20 protein-coding genes and 4 pseudogenes are annotated in these 19236 nt (G+C 40.1%); 8 read left to right on the forward strand and 16 right to left on the reverse strand.

Annotation, left to right across the window (positions count from 1 at the left end; translation table 11 throughout):
• Nucleotides 1-56: 56 nt before the first annotated feature.
• The 8 genes and pseudogenes from PNEUHYL_RS13245 to PNEUHYL_RS13280 all read left to right on the forward strand — a co-directional run bounded on the left by PNEUHYL_RS13245 (nt 57) and on the right by PNEUHYL_RS13280 (nt 8137).
• The gene (locus PNEUHYL_RS13245; protein ID WP_077665747.1) at nt 57-419 is read left to right on the forward strand and encodes a phage tail protein; all 363 of its coding nucleotides are present in this window, start codon (nt 57-59) and stop codon (nt 417-419) included.
• Nucleotides 419-1134: pseudogene (locus tag PNEUHYL_RS13250) on the forward strand (phage minor tail protein L). Before PNEUHYL_RS13245 ends, PNEUHYL_RS13250 begins: the two are co-directional and overlap by 1 nt.
• A pseudogene (locus PNEUHYL_RS13255) lies at nt 1121-1861 on the forward strand (C40 family peptidase). The pseudogenes PNEUHYL_RS13250 and PNEUHYL_RS13255 overlap by 14 nt, the downstream one beginning before the upstream one ends.
• A gap of 304 nt (nt 1862-2165) precedes the next feature.
• Nucleotides 2166-2411 carry a hypothetical protein gene (locus PNEUHYL_RS13920; RefSeq protein WP_335340976.1) on the forward strand — a complete coding sequence of 82 codons (246 nt, stop codon included), beginning with the start codon at nt 2166-2168 and terminating at the stop codon, nt 2409-2411.
• A gap of 27 nt (nt 2412-2438) precedes the next feature.
• The gene (locus tag PNEUHYL_RS13265) at nt 2439-6608 is read left to right on the forward strand and encodes a TipJ family phage tail tip protein (RefSeq protein ID WP_059367636.1); all 4170 of its coding nucleotides are present in this window, start codon (nt 2439-2441) and stop codon (nt 6606-6608) included.
• A gap of 105 nt (nt 6609-6713) precedes the next feature.
• Nucleotides 6714-7007, forward strand: a complete 294-nt coding sequence (locus PNEUHYL_RS13270; protein WP_059367632.1) for a hypothetical protein — start codon at nt 6714-6716, stop codon at nt 7005-7007.
• Nucleotides 7008-7046: 39 nt separating this feature from the next.
• A complete protein-coding gene (locus tag PNEUHYL_RS13275; RefSeq protein WP_059367628.1) occupies nt 7047-7394 on the forward strand; it encodes a hypothetical protein in 348 nt (115 codons plus the stop codon).
• Between the two features lie 125 nt (nt 7395-7519).
• Nucleotides 7520-8137 carry a hypothetical protein gene (locus PNEUHYL_RS13280; RefSeq protein WP_059367626.1) on the forward strand — a complete coding sequence of 206 codons (618 nt, stop codon included), beginning with the start codon at nt 7520-7522 and terminating at the stop codon, nt 8135-8137.
• Nucleotides 8138-8468: 331 nt separating this feature from the next.
• On the opposite strand, the gene PNEUHYL_RS13285 is transcribed toward PNEUHYL_RS13280, so the two are convergent.
• The 16 genes and pseudogenes from PNEUHYL_RS13285 to PNEUHYL_RS13350 all read right to left on the reverse strand — a co-directional run.
• Nucleotides 8469-9524: a tyrosine-type recombinase/integrase gene (locus PNEUHYL_RS13285; RefSeq protein WP_059367781.1), complete on the reverse strand. Its 1056-nt coding sequence runs from the start codon at nt 9522-9524 to the stop codon at nt 8469-8471.
• Nucleotides 9428-9727, reverse strand: a complete 300-nt coding sequence (locus PNEUHYL_RS13290) for a helix-turn-helix domain-containing protein (RefSeq protein WP_059367778.1) — start codon at nt 9725-9727, stop codon at nt 9428-9430. Before PNEUHYL_RS13290 ends, PNEUHYL_RS13285 begins: the two co-directional genes overlap by 97 nt.
• Nucleotides 9728-10017: 290 nt before the next feature.
• On the reverse strand, nt 10018-11415 hold the full coding sequence (locus tag PNEUHYL_RS13300) for a DNA cytosine methyltransferase (protein WP_059367772.1): 1398 nt from the start codon (nt 11413-11415) through the stop codon (nt 10018-10020).
• 119 nt (nt 11416-11534) lie between these two features.
• Entirely contained in the window at nt 11535-12209 is a 675-nt protein-coding gene (locus PNEUHYL_RS13305; RefSeq protein ID WP_059367768.1) for a hypothetical protein, read from the reverse strand.
• Nucleotides 12210-12301: 92 nt separating this feature from the next.
• The gene (locus tag PNEUHYL_RS13520) at nt 12302-12454 is read right to left on the reverse strand and encodes a hypothetical protein (protein WP_158513615.1); all 153 of its coding nucleotides are present in this window, start codon (nt 12452-12454) and stop codon (nt 12302-12304) included.
• A gap of 69 nt (nt 12455-12523) precedes the next feature.
• Nucleotides 12524-12787: a hypothetical protein gene (locus PNEUHYL_RS13310; RefSeq protein ID WP_059367767.1), complete on the reverse strand. Its 264-nt coding sequence runs from the start codon at nt 12785-12787 to the stop codon at nt 12524-12526.
• A gap of 70 nt (nt 12788-12857) precedes the next feature.
• Complete coding sequence (gene rdgC, locus PNEUHYL_RS13315) at nt 12858-13763, reverse strand: recombination-associated protein RdgC (RefSeq protein WP_059367764.1); 906 nt, start codon at nt 13761-13763, stop codon at nt 12858-12860.
• A 29-nt stretch (nt 13764-13792) separates the two neighbouring features.
• Nucleotides 13793-14110: a DUF6378 domain-containing protein gene (locus PNEUHYL_RS13320; protein WP_059367760.1), complete on the reverse strand. Its 318-nt coding sequence runs from the start codon at nt 14108-14110 to the stop codon at nt 13793-13795.
• An 11-nt stretch (nt 14111-14121) separates the two neighbouring features.
• Nucleotides 14122-14778 (reverse strand): LbetaH domain-containing protein, encoded by a 657-nt coding sequence (locus PNEUHYL_RS13325; protein ID WP_059367758.1) that lies wholly within the window; start codon nt 14776-14778, stop codon nt 14122-14124.
• 57 nt (nt 14779-14835) lie between these two features.
• A pseudogene (locus PNEUHYL_RS13330) lies at nt 14836-15480 on the reverse strand (translocation protein TolB precursor).
• Nucleotides 15481-15685: 205 nt separating this feature from the next.
• Complete coding sequence (locus PNEUHYL_RS13335; protein ID WP_059367751.1) at nt 15686-16378, reverse strand: P22AR C-terminal domain-containing protein; 693 nt, start codon at nt 16376-16378, stop codon at nt 15686-15688.
• A gap of 249 nt (nt 16379-16627) precedes the next feature.
• Nucleotides 16628-16750 carry a hypothetical protein gene (locus PNEUHYL_RS13875; RefSeq protein WP_255204612.1) on the reverse strand — a complete coding sequence of 41 codons (123 nt, stop codon included), beginning with the start codon at nt 16748-16750 and terminating at the stop codon, nt 16628-16630.
• 28 nt (nt 16751-16778) lie between these two features.
• Nucleotides 16779-16955, reverse strand: coding sequence for a hypothetical protein (locus PNEUHYL_RS13880; RefSeq protein WP_255204613.1), 177 nt, complete (start codon nt 16953-16955; stop codon nt 16779-16781).
• A 992-nt stretch (nt 16956-17947) separates the two neighbouring features.
• Complete coding sequence (locus tag PNEUHYL_RS13605) at nt 17948-18310, reverse strand: hypothetical protein (RefSeq protein WP_255204614.1); 363 nt, start codon at nt 18308-18310, stop codon at nt 17948-17950.
• Nucleotides 18270-18413 carry a Panacea domain-containing protein gene (locus tag PNEUHYL_RS14010; RefSeq protein ID WP_217994559.1) on the reverse strand — a complete coding sequence of 48 codons (144 nt, stop codon included), beginning with the start codon at nt 18411-18413 and terminating at the stop codon, nt 18270-18272. The genes PNEUHYL_RS13605 and PNEUHYL_RS14010 overlap by 41 nt, the downstream gene beginning before the upstream one ends.
• Nucleotides 18414-18580: 167 nt before the next feature.
• Nucleotides 18581-18724, reverse strand: a pseudogene (locus PNEUHYL_RS13350) (recombinase RecT); the annotation flags it as partial.
• Nucleotides 18725-19236: the final 512 nt, after the last annotated feature.

Genomic DNA, 19236 nt, shown 5'->3' on the forward strand with positions numbered 1-19236 from the left:
CGATCATTCTGAATGGACTAGCGACTTGGTCGATAAAATTCGTGGCATGATTCAATATGAGTTACGGGAGGCAAGACGTGACGGGAACGCTGGAGCGTTTTAATTGGGCGGTGCAAGGCGGCTACTCCATCTCGCACGAACCCAATATTATCAATAATGAGTTTGGGGACGGCTATTCTCAACGTGCGCCGAAAGGATTAAACCACGACTTGGTGAATATTTCCGGCGTACGCTGTATTTGTAATTCAGCTAATGCCAAATCCTTACGTACATTTCTTTCTAAACGTGGCGGATATCAGGCGTTTCTGTGGTATTGCAGTCAAGAAGAACGAGATATAAAAGTCTATTGCCCGTCTTGGAGCAGTACACAAAATGGTGGCATTACTACGTTTACAATGACATTTAAAGAGGTGCTGTAATGAGTGAGCCAAAACTAAAGGCGGAACTGGCAAAACTTGAACAGTCGCCTTAATTGATCTATGGGAAATTGATTTAAGAAAACATTTTGATAAAGAAGGTAATGCCGGCGAGCTTTATCGCTTTTATGCCGGTGCCGATTAAACGACAAGCCTATCATCTGGCAAGGTAAAGAATATGTTCCCTACGGTGTGGCAACAAGCGGTTTTAAATTGTCTTCACAGGGTGCAAGCAATCGCCCTACGCTTTCTTTAGGCAATATTAATGGATTTGTGACCCGTATTATTTACGCTTACCAACAATGCCTTGGCGCAATCGTAAGACGTAGGCGTGTCTGTGTTCGGTTCTTAGATGCAGTCAATTTTGAAGATGGCAATCCATACGCAGATCCAAGTATTGAAACGGTTTCAATTTTTGTAATTGAACAACTATCTTCACACAACGGGATTTAGTCAGCTTTGTTCTCGCTACGCCGGTAGAAATGGACGGTGCGCAGATTCCTTGCCGACTATTCTGACGATGTGTCCTTGGCCATATCGAGGAGTTGAATGCGGTTATGACGGTCCGCCTGTGGCTGATGAAAAAGATCAACCGACAACCGATCCGAAAAAAGATAAATGCAGCCGATGTAAAACAGGTTGTGCTCTTAGACGAAATCTCGCTAATTTTGGTGGATTCCCAAGCGTTGATAAATTGGGTAAACATGAATATTCCTGATGAATTAAAAAAGACCTTGCTGACACTGGCAAAAGAATGTGAGCCGCTCGAAATGTGCGGCTTTGTTGTATCTATTGAAGGAAAACTTGAACTTATTCATTGTGAAAATATCGCAGCCGATCCGCAAAATTATTTTGAGTTTCACCAGGCGATTTTATTAAGGCGGAAGAAAAAGGGAAAATTTTAGCCTTAGTCCATTCCCACCTAACGGAGATCCCAAATTGAGTTTAGCAGATAGGCAAATGCAACTTCTATCGGCTCTTGATTGGTGCTTATTTGTGATGATGAGGTTTATCAATTTCCCCAAATTGCGCCGTTAATTAGCCGCATTTTGAACACGGCAAAATGGATTGTTACACGCTTTTTCGTGATTTCTATTATTTGTGCGGTTTTGATTTTCCTGATTATCCCGTGCTGATGAGTGGTGGTGGCAAGGCGAAATCTTTATCTTGAGCATTTAGAAGAGAACGGATTTTATCAAGTCTCGCTTGAAAACATTCAGGTGGGTGATGTGGTATTAGTGCGTATTGAATCTCCAGTGCCGAATCATGCGGCAATTTATGTCGGGGATCAGCGAGTATTGCCACCACGCCCCGAAAAGGCTCTCAAAACGTGATCTTTATGATGGTTATTGGCTCAATATACACATTCAATATGGAGGCATAGAGAATGGTCAATGTCAAATTCTACGGCAGTCTTAAACAATTTGGCAGCCAATTTAGGCTAAATGTAAAACGTAGCAGAAATTGTTGAAGCATTAACACAACAACGTAGAGGCTTGAAAAATCATTTATTAAAAGGTTTTTTTAAGGTTCGTATTGGGCGAAATACTTATTTAGATTCTCGTTATGCGGAACATGAAATTCATCAAGAGCTTAGTGAGAATTGCACCGTACATTTTACTCCGGTATTAGCCGGAGCGAAAAAAAGGAGGGCTTTTTCAGACTATTGCTGGAGCTGTGCTTGTTGTAGTTGGGGTTCTCACGTCGTGGGCCGGCGGCGGGGCGTTAATAGCCGCTGGGGTCGGCTTGATGGCAAGCGGTGTCGCACAAATGCTAACGAAAACACCAAACTCAAATAACGGTAATGACAGGCAAGATAAGCAAAGTTCAACAAGTTTTTCTAATATTTTAACATGGTGGCACAAGGTCGAGCTATGGCATTGTGTTATGGGCGCTTCCGATGCGGATCTCTCGTTTTATCTCAAGGCATTCGTACATACGATGCCGAAAGCGAAGCAGAGAAAAAACCGGCTGAGCGTCGAGACGGGGCTTTAGTAAGAAAAATTATAGGAAGGTATTAAAATGGGTAAAGGTGGCGGTGGCGGCGGACATACTCCGTATGAAGCTCCTGAAACAGGACGCTCAAAACAAAGCGTGCGAGTTGTTGAAAGTATTTCAGAGGGTGTTGTAAAAGGGTTGGTTGATGGAATGAAATCCATCTATTTAGACGATACGCCCATTCAGAATGCCGATAACAGTTTTAATTTTTCAAACGTGACATGGCAAGGACGAAAAGGTCTTGCAGTGCAAGATCAGCTTTCTGATTTTGATACTTCGGAAAGAGAGGTTAATGTCGGGCAAGAAGTAAAAAAATCATCTCCACTTACTCGCACGATCACAGATAAGAATGTATCTAGATTGCGCTTACATTTGGGCGTAAGTAGCCTTTTCAGTCAAAACGATCAAGGTGATACACTCGGATCTAGTGTCAATTTCATTGTTACAGTCGGAGATCAAACTTACCCTCTTAACATTACCGGTAAATATAGCTCTCAATATTTGCGTCAGCTTGATATTGAAAATTTACCGTCAGTACCATTTTTACTTAAAGTTGAACGTGTAGAGCCTGATTCCAAGTCTCAACGTTTGCAAAATAAAACCATTTGGGCGAGCTACACGGAGATCATTGAAGGTGAATACACCTACCCTCACACGGCATTAATGGGGATTGAATTCGATTCAGAATATTTTAGTGCAATTCCAACCCGCAGCTACGAGATCTACGGTATAGAGTGTCTTGTTCCGTCTAACTATAACCCGATAACCCGTACTTACACCGGCGATTATTGGGACGGTGCATTTAAAACCGAATGGACGGACAATCCATTATGGGTGCTTTACGATTTAATGACCAACAAACGTTACGGGCTCGGTCATCGTATTGACGGGTTTTCTATCAATAAATGGGCTTTCTATACTGCAGCGCAGTATTGTGATCAACTTGTGCCGGACGGCTTTGGTGGACAAGAACCCCGCTTTACTTGTAATGTTTGGATTAGTGAATCACGCAAAGCCTATGACTTGATCAATGATATTTGCTCATGCTTCCGTGGCTTGCCTGTGTGGAATGGTTCTGAATTTTCTATCGTATTAGATCGACCAAGTGATCCGGTATGGGTTTATACCAATGCAAATGTGATAGATGGAGAATTTGAATATTCCTCTTCTGCTAATAAAGATCGTCATAATTCGATCCAAATTACCTATTTTGACAAACTCAATAGCTATAAAAGTGCGATTGAGCTTGTTCAAGACGATCAAGATGTGGCAAAAAACGGCTTAAAACAGTTAAAAAAAGCGGCTTTTGGTTGTACCTCACGGGGGCAGGCACACCGCATGGCAAAATGGATTTTAGAAACCGAACGCCTTGAAACTGAAATGGTAACATTTACTGTTGGGCGAGAGGGATTAGCCAATATTCCGGGCGATATTATCCGCATTGCTGATAGTTATTTTGCTGGTACAGAGATCGGTGGAAGAATTATATCCGCAGCCGGAAAAATAATAACAGTGGATCGTGACGTTACTCTTTCTGGAACAAAGCAAGTTTTTTCTTACGTTGATAACAAAGGCAAAGAGCGCCACGCAAAAATCGCTGCGGTAAAAAATAATCAAATTACTTTGGTTGATCCGCCGATAAGTATTGCCGTTCAGTACCCGTGGACGATTTCAAATGAAAATCTTGTCACAAAGCTATATCGTTGCATTACAGTTCAAGAAAAAGATGGCAAAGATCAATTTACTATTTCTGCCATTCAACACGAACCGCAAAAAGAGGCGATTGTTGATAATGGTGCGAATTTTGAACCTCGTGAAACTACTTTGCTCAACACTCCGAAAGTCGGTGATATCCAAATCAACATTGGACCAGACGGTAAAGTTCATGCGTCAGCAGACACAACCGGCGGGGTTGGATTAGTTACCTATGACATCTTTATTTATAAAGATGGAAAATTATATTCATCTAAATTAGGGAGAAAAACAGCCGAACTTGATTTAGACGATCTCGAAAATGGTGAATATACCGTTGTAATTCGTGCGAAAAACCAAAACGGACAACTACTCAATGAAAAGGCAAAACCCTTTACCATCGACCGCCCTCCTGCCCCAACAGGCGTGCGTGCTACAGGTGGTTTAGGCAATATTACCCTTGAGTGGGATTGGATCAACGATGCCACAGCCACCGAAATTTTCGCAGCAGAAACGGACGATATTCAAACTGCAAAACGTATTGCAAAAGTCACCGCTCGAATGTACACCCACGAAGTGGGCGCAAAACAAGTGCGTTACTATTGGTTGCGTCATACCCGTGGCATTAATGTCGGCCCGTTTTATCAACAATCAGGCTTAAGGGCGGAAAGTGCGGTCGATATTGACGAAGAATTAGCGCTACTTAATGAAAAGTTGTCACAAAATATCGTCAATGAAGTGATTGATACCGCATTGCCGGCACGCAATCTTGAGCTAATCAAAACGGTGACGGGATTAAACGTTAATGAGTTTGCAGGCTATAACCAAGTCCATAACACCACTGACGGCAAGTTGTACACGTGGAATGGAACCAAGTATGTTGACAACAGCATTGATGTTGGGAAATTACAAATCCCGACAAAACAGCTCACCGGCACCCTCACTGCACAACAAATCGGTGCAAATGTTATCGGCACTCAACACTTAGGTGCCAATATTGTGACGGCGGACAAAATGGCGGCGGATTCCGTCAGCACGGCAGCATTACAAGCCGGTGCGGTTCGTGCAAGTCACGTTGCCGCAGGTGAATTAACAGCGGATAAGTTAGCGATTGGGTTGGGTGGGAATTTGTTGTATAACCCGATTTTTGCAAATCCTACAAAAGGTGTTCCTGATGGATGGACTGCTACTGAGAAAGGTGTTCCTGAAGATAAGAAAGGAGAAAGATATTGTAGGCAAGATACTGAATTTAAATTAGGTGGATATTTAAAAAATGAAAATGTTTTAAGGTGGCATAATAAAATAACTAATCGTAACGATTCAAGATGTGGAATACATCAAAATGTGGCTATTAATGCAGGTCATTGGTATATGATTTCAGCGTATATGGGTAATCATAGTTGTAAAAGAGTAGAAATATATATTGATGTAAGAGGGGCTAATGGAGAATATTTATTAAATAAAAAAGAAGGTTTTAGTAACAGGTATAGCTTTCAAGGTATTAATAATGCCAAAAGAGTATTTATTAAGTTTCAAGCCCCTCCTAAGGCGGTTAGTCTTGATGTATTCTTTTTCTTTTATGATGGTGATAAGTCTAATCCTAATGGGGCTTGGATGTTCGTGGCTCGCCCTATGCTTGAGGAATGCACAGCACATACTAAAGAGCCGTCTGCTTGGCAAAATGCCGGTGTAACGGCGATTCACGGTGGCTCGATTGTCACAAACACCATCACCGCGCAACAAATTGCTTCCAATACGATTACAAGCAATCAGATCGCAGCCGGTACTATCGTCGCTCGAAATATGGCAGCAGGCAGTATCAATGCCTCGCATGTTGTCTCTAAGACATTGACTGCGGATAAACTCAATATATCGAGTTTATCAGCGATTAGTGCGAATTTAGGACGAGTGACAGCTGGAACAATCACAGGGACGACTATTGAAGGGAATAACATTCGTGGCGGAGTGGTATCGGGTACAACAATTAATGGTTCAACAATTAATGGAGGATTGATAAAAGGGGCAAGGATTGAGGGGATAACAGGTGAATTCACTGGTTCGCTAAGAATAAGTCAATTAGTGGGTGGTAATATCTATGAAACATTGTTAGTTGATAAATGGAAGGCTCTTGATAGAAGAGTACGTTTTGATACTAAAGATAGTACAGGGGTAATAAAACGTGAGTATTACTATGCGTATGAAGCAAAAATCAATATTTTGCCTTCTGGTGCAAAACGATGGGTACAAGTTCCGTTTAATATTACCACATCGGATTACAGCCACATGGGAGAAAATGAGAATTTAACTTTGTACAAAAGAGGAAATTTATCTCATCTTGCAAATGGAAGTTTCTCGAAAGTGACCAATACGACATTCATTCTAAATGAAAATCAGCAATTAAATATAAAGCTATTAGCGTGGGCTAGTAACGAGAACAGTCTAGATAAACCGCTTATTACAACTATTCTCTATTCCAATTCAAGGCTTTTGGTTAAAGTTTAAACACAGACCACACAAAAGTGCGGTTAAATTTAGGCGATTTTTTCAATATAGCCTCGATAGTACAAACTGTCGGGGTTTTCTTTTATCTAAAACAAGGAGTCTTTTATGACAACATTTAACAAAATCTTAAACCCAATGTACTCAGCGATTGCTAGTTACAGTACGCAAGAAGACGGTTCAATCAATGCAAAATACGTTATCGGCACCGGCACAGATAATGACGGCGTCGTCACAGATTTCACACCGATTATCAGTGAATATAAATGGATTGATGCCGAAGCGGCAAAAGCGATTAATGACGCACCTTTTACTAAAGAGGACATCGGCAAAACGCCAACACAAATTATGCTTGCGCGAATCTACAATCATTTGAAAGAAACGCAGCAAATTTACGTTTAGTCACAGCCCTCAAACTAGGGCTTTTTTATTGGAGCGAAAATGGAACAAATCGACTTAGAGATGGTTCGGGGCGACGATGAAGGTTTTACATTTGAGGTTGTGGAAGATGACGACCAAGAAAGTGCGGTCAATTTTGACGGCTGCCGACTTGATTTACACATCAAACCCAAACGGGGCGATGTTATCAAACTATCAACTCAAACAGGAGAAATTGCCGTAGAAAATCACCTTATCCACATCTCAATCTCACATGATAAAACGCAGGGCGTGAAGTGGGAATCTGCCAAATGGGATTTGCAATGTATCGACCAATATCACAAAGTGCGCACGATTGCCGGTGGAGAATTGACATTAATCCAAGATGTTACGGTGGTGAACGATGATTAATGTTCTTTCAAAGAAAAAACCGTACAAAGTGCGGTTAATTAAAACCCAATATATCGTCTTAAACCACAAGGAATATGACGAATCTCTCAACAAAATTTACCAACAAACAAAACAGGAGCTTAGAAATGGCGAGAATAAATAAAAACCAACCCGTCGATGCAATGTTTGCCTACAACGTGGCAAAAGATATAGTTAATCTTGAAAACGAGATTGAAGTATTAAAAAATCAGCCTGTCCCACGGGTAATGGAAGTAGAAAACAGATTGGTTGCAACAGACAATGCTGTGTACAGACAGGTAAAGAACTTGGCTAATATCAAGCTCGTTCAGACAGGGTATAGAGACGGTATTTTTTGGTATGGTGACAGACCAAATGATGGCTATTGGTTAGACCCTTTTACCCAGCGGGTCTATTTAAGACGTGACAATCAAGACAGCGAAGTGGAATTGCCAAGTCCGGAGCTTGTGCGCAGATTGAATATCAGTTACCGCTTTGACCAATTTGGTGAACTAATGGGGTATCCACTCTCAGATGACAATCACGTGCTGAACATGGATTTTGAGGAATTTAAAAAAATCTCGATTGAAGTGGGAATATTTACTTTTGAAAATCTCAATAATAAACAGAAAACAACAGGGTTGTTTGGTTTTGCCTTTGCAGGTGAGTCTTTTAAACTCTATTACCTCGGCGTAGAGGTTTATTCCAGCATCATAGAAGATGGCGGGAATGAGTCTGAGCGTTAAAATAAATTTTTGATAAAAGCGCGGTAGGTTTACCGCACTTTTTCTTTGACGCGTCAATCTTGATTGTCCTATTCTTGTGAAGAATATGAGTAAGGTAATTTGATATGAAGCAATGGAGAGTGTGTCGTAGATGTGACGTAAAAGGAGTGAAATGAGGTAAATAGATGTAGAACACTATCAAAATGCAAAATGATTAGCTTTGCAAGTCATTGTTTTTAATGTGAAATTTTATCTTTATGAAAAATATATAGAGAACTTCTAAGGCGTGGGTCAAAGGTTCGAATCCTTTAGGGCGTGCCATTAAAAGTCTTATTTTTCAAAAAGTTATATGTTACGCAACAAGTTTTAAATGTGTCTTAGGCTTTGGGTGTGTCGTAAATGTGCCGTGAAATTCTACTTTGTTTGCGTGTTCCAACAAATGATCCGCATTCAAATGAGCATATTTCTTGACCATTTCGAGAGTTTCCCAACCGCCTAATTCTTTGAGCGTGAATAGCGGTGTACCTGCTTGAACGTGCCAGCTTGCCCAAGTATGCCGCAAATCGTGGAAATGGAAATCAACTAGAAAGCATTTTTTCGTTGCTAGCGTGAAAGACTTTCGGTTGATATCCGTTAGCGGATTACTGTTTCTACCGACAAACACATATTTGGAATGCCTGTTACGAATGGATTTAAGTAAGGTGATGGCTTCATCATTGAGTAATAATGAGCGAGCTTTTCCAGACTTAGCGACATCGTTAGTAACCAATGCTACTTTACGCACGAAGTCGATTTTATCCCATGTTAAAGTGAGGATTTCGGTACGCCTTGCTCCTGTCATTAAAGCAAATGAGCATATTGCTCGCATCCAATCTTGGCTAAGTTTGCCAATTAATTCTCGTGCTTGTTCTTTAGTGATCCAACGCACTCGGATTGGCGGCTCTTTTTTCTTAGGGATATAGGGCACTTTGTCTAGTATCCCCGCTTTATGTGCAAGATTCAAGATCAAAGAAATAGATTTGATATATTTGTTTTGGGTAGCATTAGCAAGAGGTTTTTTAGTGTTCATATTCTTGGTGGGAATATGTTGTAAAATTTCCTGTGTTGTTAAAGAGCTTAATACTCGTCCTGAGAATTTGCTACGCCAGTAGATGGCGTGCCGTTTTTTAGTTGCAGTATCTTTTTGACCTTCAGCAGAGCGCACATAATGCAGTAATGCTTCTTCAAAAATATACTCTGGCGGAGCATCAAGTTTATCAATTTTCCACATTTCAGCTTTAAGCCTATCGTGATATTGTTGCGCTTCCTTTTTTATAGTCGTGCCAGTTGAGCGTCTAATTCTTTTACCGCTTGGGGTTGCGAGATCAACCCACCACGGACCATTTTCGTTTCTTTTGTAGATCGACATAGTTGTACCTCTTCGACCGACAAAGCTAATCTATCAGCATTATCAGATCGTTTTTTGAGTAGATCAAGATCGGACTTATGAATACGCCAAACGCGAGAACCTGTCATTTTGAAAAATCCCCAATCATAAATATGGTTTCGAACGGTTCTTTCTTTAAGGTTTAAGTATTTTGCAACCTGTTTGATTGTTAGGGTTTCTTCCATACTCTCTCCCTAAAAATACTTTGATTTCATCAGCCGTAATAATACTTTTTCAAACTTTCGAGCGTGTTGTGCTTCAAATCTCAACCACTTAAGGCGGATATGTTTAGGCTTCCAACGATTTGTTAGCCACTGATTTTGATTTGCCATTTCAGCGAAAGCTCGTTTATAAATCTTCTTCATTTGCCGGAAATTCCACGATTTTTTATGACCCTTGAAACATAAAATTTCAGTTTCGTGAAATTTGATATTGTTCGCTTTGAGGTTTATCATTTTCTGCTCCAATAAAAAACCTAGCTTTCGCTAGGCTTGTTTAAGTAATTAATCATCTTTTCTCCAATCCACCGCATTACCGGCACGGCCATTGAGTTTCCAATCGCTTTATAGCGTGGACTATCAGGACAGTCTTCCGCAGGTTTATTGCGATACGGGATTTTCGTCCAGTTATCCGGAAAGCCTTGTAGCCGTTCACATTCAATTGGAGTAAGTTTTCTAATAACTGTAGCTGTAGTCACGGCATGAACATCGGTGCTTGTTAAGGTATAGCTTACCCCGCTTTCATCAAAACCATTGCCGTTACCGCCGTTTTCAGGTTTTTGCCCAATCGTATTGCCTGCAAGAGCAACACAAGGAACATTATTACCGCCTGTTCCCATTCTTGCTGTCAGTGTGGGGGTTGTGTCGCATTCCTGTAATCTCACAACATCGGAACGATGTGCAATATCAAACACGATATTTTCCTGCCCGCCATTTCGTCCCAAACAATGTGCGGTCGTATTGCTAATAATCGGGTCTTGCGTACCGTGAACAATAAAAGTTTCACTCCCGCCACCACAATCTCCACCACTAGAACGCAATTTTCCACTGATGGTTTCCTGAGAAAATGAAGAAAAACCATTTTTAACGATAAAGAAGTCGCCACTAAAGGCCTCTTGATTTCCAAGCCATTTAGTACCGCAGTTTGCGAGTAGTGTGCCTGTTACTGATTCACCGCTTGCAAGAGAGCCTTTTCTAAAATCAATGGTAGCGTTTTGTTGCGTAATTTTGCTCGGTTCAATATCCCCTGACACGCTTTTTTGCTCAATGAGTATTTCTGCGATACTTCGTCTTCGAGCACTTGCCACAACAAACACTCTTTTACGTCGTTGGGCAAGTCCGAAGTATTGAGCATCGAAGGTTCGCCACGCGACAGTTCTTCTTGAATGCACATAACCAGAGTTTGTCCATCGTTTCCCTGTTGGTTGTAATGGCTGACTTTCTTGAACCAGCCCAGCCAAAAAGTATCCGAATGCGTTGTCCGAAGTGGATAAGACACCCGGTACGTTTTCCCACACGAGGATGCAAGGTGGTTGTCCGTCTTGGTTTCTGACATAATCAATAGCCTCTAAAATATGAATTAAAGCAAGGGTTAAATTCCCTCTGTCATCGTTTAAACTTTCCCGTTTGCCTGCAACTGAAAAGGCTTGGCAAGGAGTGCCACCAACTAGAACATCCGGTGCCGGCACTTCACGATTAAGGATTTTTTCAGGTAAGGCGGTCATATCGCCAAGATTTGGAATATCAGGAAAGTGGTGAGCAAGTACAGCGCAAGGGAACGGTTCAATTTCAGAAAACCATAATGGCTTTCCCAATCCTTTCCACGCTACACTTGCCGCCTCAATGCCCGAACAGATTGAGCCGTAGGTAAACATTTTCTCTCCATAAAATAAAACCGCTCACATTTCTGTAAGCGGTCGGTTAGTCTCTCATTGTTGATAAACAAACTCCGTTGTTAATCAAAAACAACGGAATTTGATTGGCAAATCAGGGATTAATCAACGATGGCGACTTTGAGTTTGCCACTCAAAGCATCGCACCAAAGTTGAGCGTGTTGTTCTGTTGCAAATAACTGCTTATTTTGTAAACGTAATTTAACATCTAAATCATTAAAATTTTTTGAAGAATAATAAGCTGGGAAAAGACAGCTAGGCATAGATCCAACAAACCAAGCCTTTTCTAAATCCCCGAACTCCGTAATTGGTTTCGGCAATTCTTTATATTGAGCCTGTGATTTTTCAGGCTCTTTCCACATTACATAATTTTTTTGTAAATCATTTAAAGTAATACTTACACATTCACCTTCTGAAATTTCTAAATAATACTCATCTGTAATATATGATTTGCCAACAATATGAGAAGGATAGTCCGTATCACCTTCTTTGTATTGAATACCTTGTCCTGTTAATGCTCGTTCTAAGTTGAAAGGTTCTGGTTTATCTTGCCATAAACCTACAATATCATGTACAAATTCTGAATCTAAACAATAGGTAAAATTTTTTGTATAACAGATTGTATTTTCATAATCACCATTCTTGTTATATGTTGCAAATACTAAAGGATATTTTGTATTCCCCATTAATTTACCAATATACTTAACTTTAGTACCATTTTTAGTAACACCATAAGCACCATTTAATAATTTTTGTTTAATTTCTTCTGTTAGCATAATTTATACCTCTTTCAGTTAAATCTATTGTATGTATTACAGCCTCTATTACATTTGGGTGAAATACAGCTTTCATTTTTTCTTTATCAAATTTAGATATTCGCCGCATAGATAATCGTGCAAGACAGTGCAATAGTGTTCGGATCGGCGAAGTGAAAAACTTTGGTGTGTTCGGTGTTTTCTATTACTGTCAGTTTGTGCCGTTTAATACTTTCAAGAAAGCATTCATCAAAGTTACCTTTCATTTTCTCCCTCTCTTTTTACTTTTCCGCATTTACTCCCTGAAAAAAGACCGCCCATTGAAAGTAGGCGGTCTAATATTCATTATTTCCTGAAATACTTTCATTCAGATTTTTAATAAGAGCCTCAAATCTTTTTGGGGTTTTGTTTCGACATAGAAGTAAAAACTGAATAGTTTCATCATCAAATAATTCTTCTAGCAACTCGTATTTCTCAATAACATTATTCTCTATTATGCGAACAACTTTAAAGCCATCTTGTTTATTTATGTGTAAATTCGTCAAATACCGCACACTTTTATTATCTTCAAAATGAAATTCTGCAATCATCTTTCTCATAATTCACCTCTTAAAAACAAAACCGCCCCTAAGAGCGGTTTAGTTAAACTCAAAATATTTTAGCAAGTTGCTATTCTTCGTCTGATTGTTTAAGCCCACAAAACTCGGTCGTCAAATTATCGAAAAGCTGTCCTAGCTCTGATGTCATCAAGAAGAAATCCGCGTCAAAGCGTTGAGCTACATCTTCTTTGAGAATGTCGTCATTTTTCTCCCGAATAACATCAGCGAACTTAATTTTAGAAAGCGAGCCGGTTTCACTTAGTGCAAAACTGATGTGATCTTCCCAATCTAGTGCTAATTTCGTGACAACATTTTTAGCTCGCAGCAATCCATAAACCTCTTCGCTTTCTAAGTCCTGATGTTTAAATATCACTTGCCCGTCAGCATAGATCGACCTTAATTTGCATTCTTCCTGCAACATCAACCAGTCCGGCATTCGACCACCGATCCAGCTTGTCATTGTTTCTGCCGGGTTACACACAAAGCTAACCGGAACAGCAGGTAATGAACCGAGAGATTTACGCAACAAAGCCAACACATCTTCGGCGCGCTTCGCTGAGGCTGTATCAACATAAATAAGTTGACGTGCAACATCAATTAGAAGTGCCATATGCTGATATTTACTGAATGCACGGGGAAGTAATGTTGCAACGACATCATCTTTGATTATCTGCTTCTCTGTTTTCTTGAGTTTCCGCTGTTCTTTTTCCTCTAAGGCGGAAATGCGAGAATCAGTTTCTTTTTGAATAACGCTTGTCGGCAAGATTTTCTCTTCTTTTTGAGCAACAAGTAAAATATATCCGTTGCCGTTAAAAAACAGCTGTTCGCTTGTTGCAAGCGGATTTGTCCAACCAAATTTACTCGCCTCATTTGCGCTACATTCAACGAATTTACATTCTTGTAATGCGTGTTCAAGATTTGAAAAATCTAATGCTTTTGTTAAGCGATAGATAATGGCATTTTTAAACCAAAACATAATTTATTCCTCATAAAAAATGCTCTTAATTAAGAGCGAGTTTGACTAACTACCGGCAACTCAACAAACGCATTGAGCGGTTGCGGTGATAACGATTCTTCCGGTATATCTAATCGTCCGCCTAGCGTTGCATAACCTGCAATATCACGCCAGTGATCGACTTCGTGCGGATTGCCGTTTAATATTCGGGCCAGTTTTGTCGCAATCATCGTGATGGCATATTTGTGCGTGCTATCAAGATTTTTGGATTTTTCGATATGCTTTAAAATATCGCTGAAGATAAGTGCACCGGTATGGAAATTCCCGTGCGTTTCTTCACGCTCTTGTAGCGTTTCATTTATGTTCATTTTTCTTATCCTTATCCTTGTCCTAAAATTCTGCTCTTCGCCACTTCGATCAATAGTTGATACTCGCGTTTGGTTTTCTCGTCATGTACTTTCGCCGATTTTGCTAAAAACTCATCGACTGTGCCGGTAAAACAACCTCTTGTAACGATTAAGTCATCCTTGCCATTAAACACTGTGAGTGTACCGTTCTCGGTACCGACATTACTCGCCCAGAAAATCATTTTTCGCTCGGAAACAATGGCGCAAGAACTAACCCGAGCGTTGCCATATACCCGAGCGTTGCCATATACCCGAGCGTTGCCATATACCCGAGCGTTGCCAAATACCCGAGCGTTGCCACATACCCAAGCGTTGCCATATACCCAAGCGTTGCCATATACCTCAGCGTTGCCATATACCTCAGCGTTGCCATATACCTCAGCGTTGCCAAATACCCGAGCGTTGCCATATACCCGAGCGTTGCCATATACCTCAGCGTTGCCAAATACCCGAGCGTTGCCACATACCCAAGCGTTGCCAGATTGATCTAAATTTTTCTCTGCTTCGATATAGCCGCCAAGTTCGCCGGCAACTACTGCACCAAAAGAGATTAGGGCTTTAATGCGATATAGCGTTCTGCCCAAATATTCTTTGGTGTCATCTTTCAACAGTTCGTATTTCTTTTGCATTTTGTTTGTCCTATAAAAAAGCCCACGGTTAAGTGGGCGGTGTGGTTCAGAATGGGATTAGCTCATTTCCTGAATGAGCTGTTGATAATATTCTTGGGCAGCACTAACACGTTCTTTGATTTTGTCGATGATGGCGTTATCACGTTTGACGGTCACGGTAGTGATCCGTTTGTCTTGCGGAATTTGTTCGACTAAATCAATGTAGCGTTCGGGGCTATCATAACTACTGAGCATTTCGTAAGGAGTAGGGAAGAGGACAAAATCAATTTGTGCTTCTTCACAATCCCATAGCCACATATAGCCTTGCATTTGAATGTCATAACCGGCTTTTTTCGCTTTATCTTCGGCTTCGTCTGTAAAGAACGGGTGAGTGCCAATATCCCACGAGCATTTTGTATCAATAATGAGCTTGCGAGAGGGAACGTAAATATCACACTCTCCCGTGATCCATTCATTCTCTCGGCGTTCAGTGTTTTTCTTGAGGGGCAAGCCTCGTTTTCTGGCCACTTAATTTAATGGCTTGTTCTTCCAGAAGATTCCCTTTTTCGGTGTATTTGTTGCCTTCAAATCTTGATAACCGAACAGATCGAATTTAGCGATCTTTCTGACCGCACTTTTGGCGGTGTCGGAAAGTCCTTCTCCGCCTCTCTTCTGTGGCATTAAGTCAGCAAGACCTGAACATCTGGCTTTGAATTGGTACATCGTTATTCCTTATTGTTGAATGTGAGAAATTTTCCCATCGTAGTCGTGGGTGAGATCCAGTTTGATATGCGCTGATAATCACAAACACGGCAAGCACAATTTTTAAACCTTTCTTGAACATTTTTTCTTCCTTTTGCTGAAATTTGGGTGCAAGAAACGCCACACGATTTTCACGGGGAAAAGTGCGGTCGGTTTTGATTAAGTTTTAGATTACTTGGTAGTTATTAGATTTCGGGTTGTAATTCTCGAGGTGTTTTAGCACTCGCCAGTTACTCTCATAGTCGTATTTGAAATCGGCTGTAAGGCGTTTCAGTAGCTTATGAACTTCCCGAATAGTGTGCTTATATTCGTAGGCTTGTCCGTAGATTGCACCGGAATATTTTGAACCGATAGTTTCCATTGCCGGATAAATCATTCGGCAAGTTTCTGTGCCTCGTAAGGCGATAAACCATATCCACGGCAGTAGTTGAAGTTCGTACTCGGTAAATTCAAACTTGAATTTCTTTTCCGGCTCGGGCAAGGCGAGTTGTTTTGGCTGATTTTTCTCAATTAGAATTTTTTCAATTTGTTCATCACACCAAATAGCAAATTCAACATTTAACCAACGAGCAAATGGAACAGCAAGACGACGGTGTAGCCAAGTGCCTTGTTGAGATAAATCTTTACCACCTTTGATTGTTTTTACGAAGTGGGATTTCCCTACTTTGGCAGCGTTACCAGATTTTCTGGTTTCGGTCTTTTTGCAAAGGGTTTCAATATATTCTTGAGTTGTCGGTAACGTTAGCCAGTCATTAGGACGTTTATTAAAATGTTTTGCAATAGCCGTTGCATTAAGATATGCGTCATCTTGGAAGAAAACTTGAGTGCCGTTGTAATCGGCGGTGATGATATTTGTCATTTTGACTCTCCACTTGATATTTTCGATAATTCACCATTTTTTCGACAAATGGTGCCGAGAGGTTCGAAAGCCTTCAAGTGGTTAGGCTGGACGTATTTCCCTTGCGGGTATTGTATTAGTCGCCCTCTCGACTTAACGAGATTTCGGCATAAAAAAGACCGCACTTTGGCGATCCGTTTACTACCGCCACTTGAAAAAGGTTTCGACACCTTGGGGCGGATAGTAGTATAAAGTGTTGGGGTTGTCAAATTAGACTTCATTTTTATCTAAAATATCAATTAAATTTTTGATGTGGTAAAGCACGATTTTGTCGTCTACCGTGTGAACCATTACATCAACAATAAAGAGTTTGTGGTAGGGGTGTTCTCGCATTACCATCGTCTGTTTAAGCTCGTTTGTTTCAAAAACTCACTTTAATCGCTTTTTTAGTAAAGGCTTCGATAATAGCTTTGTCGATCTGTTTATCTGCAGCTGTAACGGCTAATTGCATTACACAACCTTTTTGCAATCCGACAATCGGTTCTTTCATTTCATCCATTTTCTTGCCGATTAGATGCTGTAATGCATTCGCTTTCATATTGTCGGCTTCAAGTGAATATGAATACCACCATCAACTTTGATTGAGCCGATAGAAATGCTTGCTTTTGGGTCATTTGCAACAGGTTCTAAGGCGTGGCTTAGATGGCGCAATTCGCTTACATTTATATTGTCGGGCTGTGGTCGCTTTCCTTGTAGGCCAGCCGTATGTTTTGAGGCAAGACGTTCTCCAAACTCAAAAATAGCATTGCTATGTTCAATAAGTGTGTAAGTTGCGGCAACATAAGTTCCTAACTCGACAATAATGTACCTTTGGTAATTTGTGTAACGTAGATGTTACTATCACAAGGTTGTAAATTTTGTTCTGGGTGTAGAGTTTTGAATAAAGCGTGAATATTCTTTTGAAATGCCATCTAAACTTTGACATAAGGTGGATAACTCCACTGGTTTATCATTATGTAAGTAAATTTGTAATTTCATATTCTCATCGATTACTGTAAATGGTTTCTGTCATAACACGCCTCAAAATTCAGATACAAAAAAAGCCACTTAATTGTGGCTTGCCGACTTTCTGTTGAAAGTAGGCATAGTCTAGAATAAAGGGCGGTGGGTGTCAAATGTTTAGATTAGTGATTGTCGAATAATTAGCTCTTGGTGTGCTGAAATATCGTCTGATTGCAATGCACATTGTTGAATATATTTTAGATGTTCATTAACTAATATTCCACAATGAAATAATTCAGAATTACCTATTCGATTGCCCAATTCATTTTTATCAAGTTCATAAAATTCATCAAAACAAATCCAAGTATTTTTACTCAGTATAGGGTTACTATTTTGTGGCAAAAAGAATGCTTGATGCGTATTTAACTGACAACCATATTCAAGGGTATATCTCCACCCCTTTGAAAGTGGTTTTAGCTACAATCAATTTTTGTGATGTCATACCCAAAATAATTAGGTATTTATCACGCTCTCCGCCATCATTAAACTTGAATTTAGGATGAAATAAGATTGAACCCAACTGAAGCATTACTTTAACACCTCAAGCAGTGCTAGACGTTCAATACTGTCCTTGTGCATTGACTCCCTATTTTGGCTTGGTAATGCTAACTCATAAGGAATTATTTCTTTCTTTTTGCCTTCAACTTCATAGATTTGATGCCACGGTAAACGTTCAAGGTGGGTTGCTTCGATCATATCATCAGCAAATGCATTTTTATATTGCTGTGCTAATGTATTAAGTATTTTTAATTCTCGTTTAGAAAAATGGGTTTGATCAAATTCAGACAAGGCATTAAATTTCAGCATTTCTTGTCTTCCTTTACGGATGGGAATTTGTTCAATTTTGATTTTAGCTAGAAAATCGGCTTCTGGCTGTTTTAATTTCTTCATGTAAATCGACAGGTACAGGTCCCATTTTCCAAGCAGAATAATCAAGCCCTGTTACGGAACGCCCTACTTGTTTGTAATGCTCAAAATCAAGGAAATAAAGCAACTTAAAGAGCTTATTTTTCCCTAACTTTTCAACATTTTGAGAAAAAAAGTAATTACTTGTAACAATTTTTCTCTATTGTGAGTGATGAGCATTGATTTTCCTCTTTTGACTAGTGTGGTTATAGTACTTAATTTTTAATTTTAAATAAAGAATAAGAATTTCTGACGTTATAGTTTCTCCAACTTCTCCAATTCGTCATACTGTTCTTTGCTGAACTCATACATCCCACTATCACACAATTCTTGTAGTGTGGTTTCACCGTTGATGATGTTTTGTTTGCATTGTTCAAAGGTTTCCTCATCAACAACTGTAATGATGTTATCCTCTTCTTTTTTGCCGCCCTCTTGCTTGTCCATTTCATCAATGCGGTATTTGTCGTTTCCATTTTCAATTTCAACCTCTTGCGATTTGTTCTGACGTTCTTCCATTGGCATTTTACTGAGAACATATTTAATGGCTTTCCCAATGTACATTTCCAAATTCACAAGGTGTAAGGCGAATAGCTGCCATTTTTCTTGCTTGGGCTGACTCCGGCAATTTGTAGGATTTTGCCAAAACTCACAAGCGGTGAGAAATTTCATTGTTTTCTTTTGTGGAAACCAAAACGCCACGGAGATGACCTTCAACCCAAGCCGGTTCATAATCTTTTTGGTTATCAACATCAGGGATATGTTTGACGACAGTGTCAAATCCATCGCTTACCATTTCAAATTGATCGCAGTCAAAAATAGGTGTCGCACGTAAATTAATGCCGGCGTTTGGCTAATAATTGCCATCCTTTGTAGCCAATCTGAAATTCGCATCTTTTTTGTACTTAACGATA

Origin of the sequence: Rodentibacter caecimuris (assembly GCF_001019715.1) — a bacterium.
GTDB classification, from domain to species: Bacteria; Pseudomonadota; Gammaproteobacteria; order Enterobacterales; family Pasteurellaceae; genus Rodentibacter; species Rodentibacter caecimuris.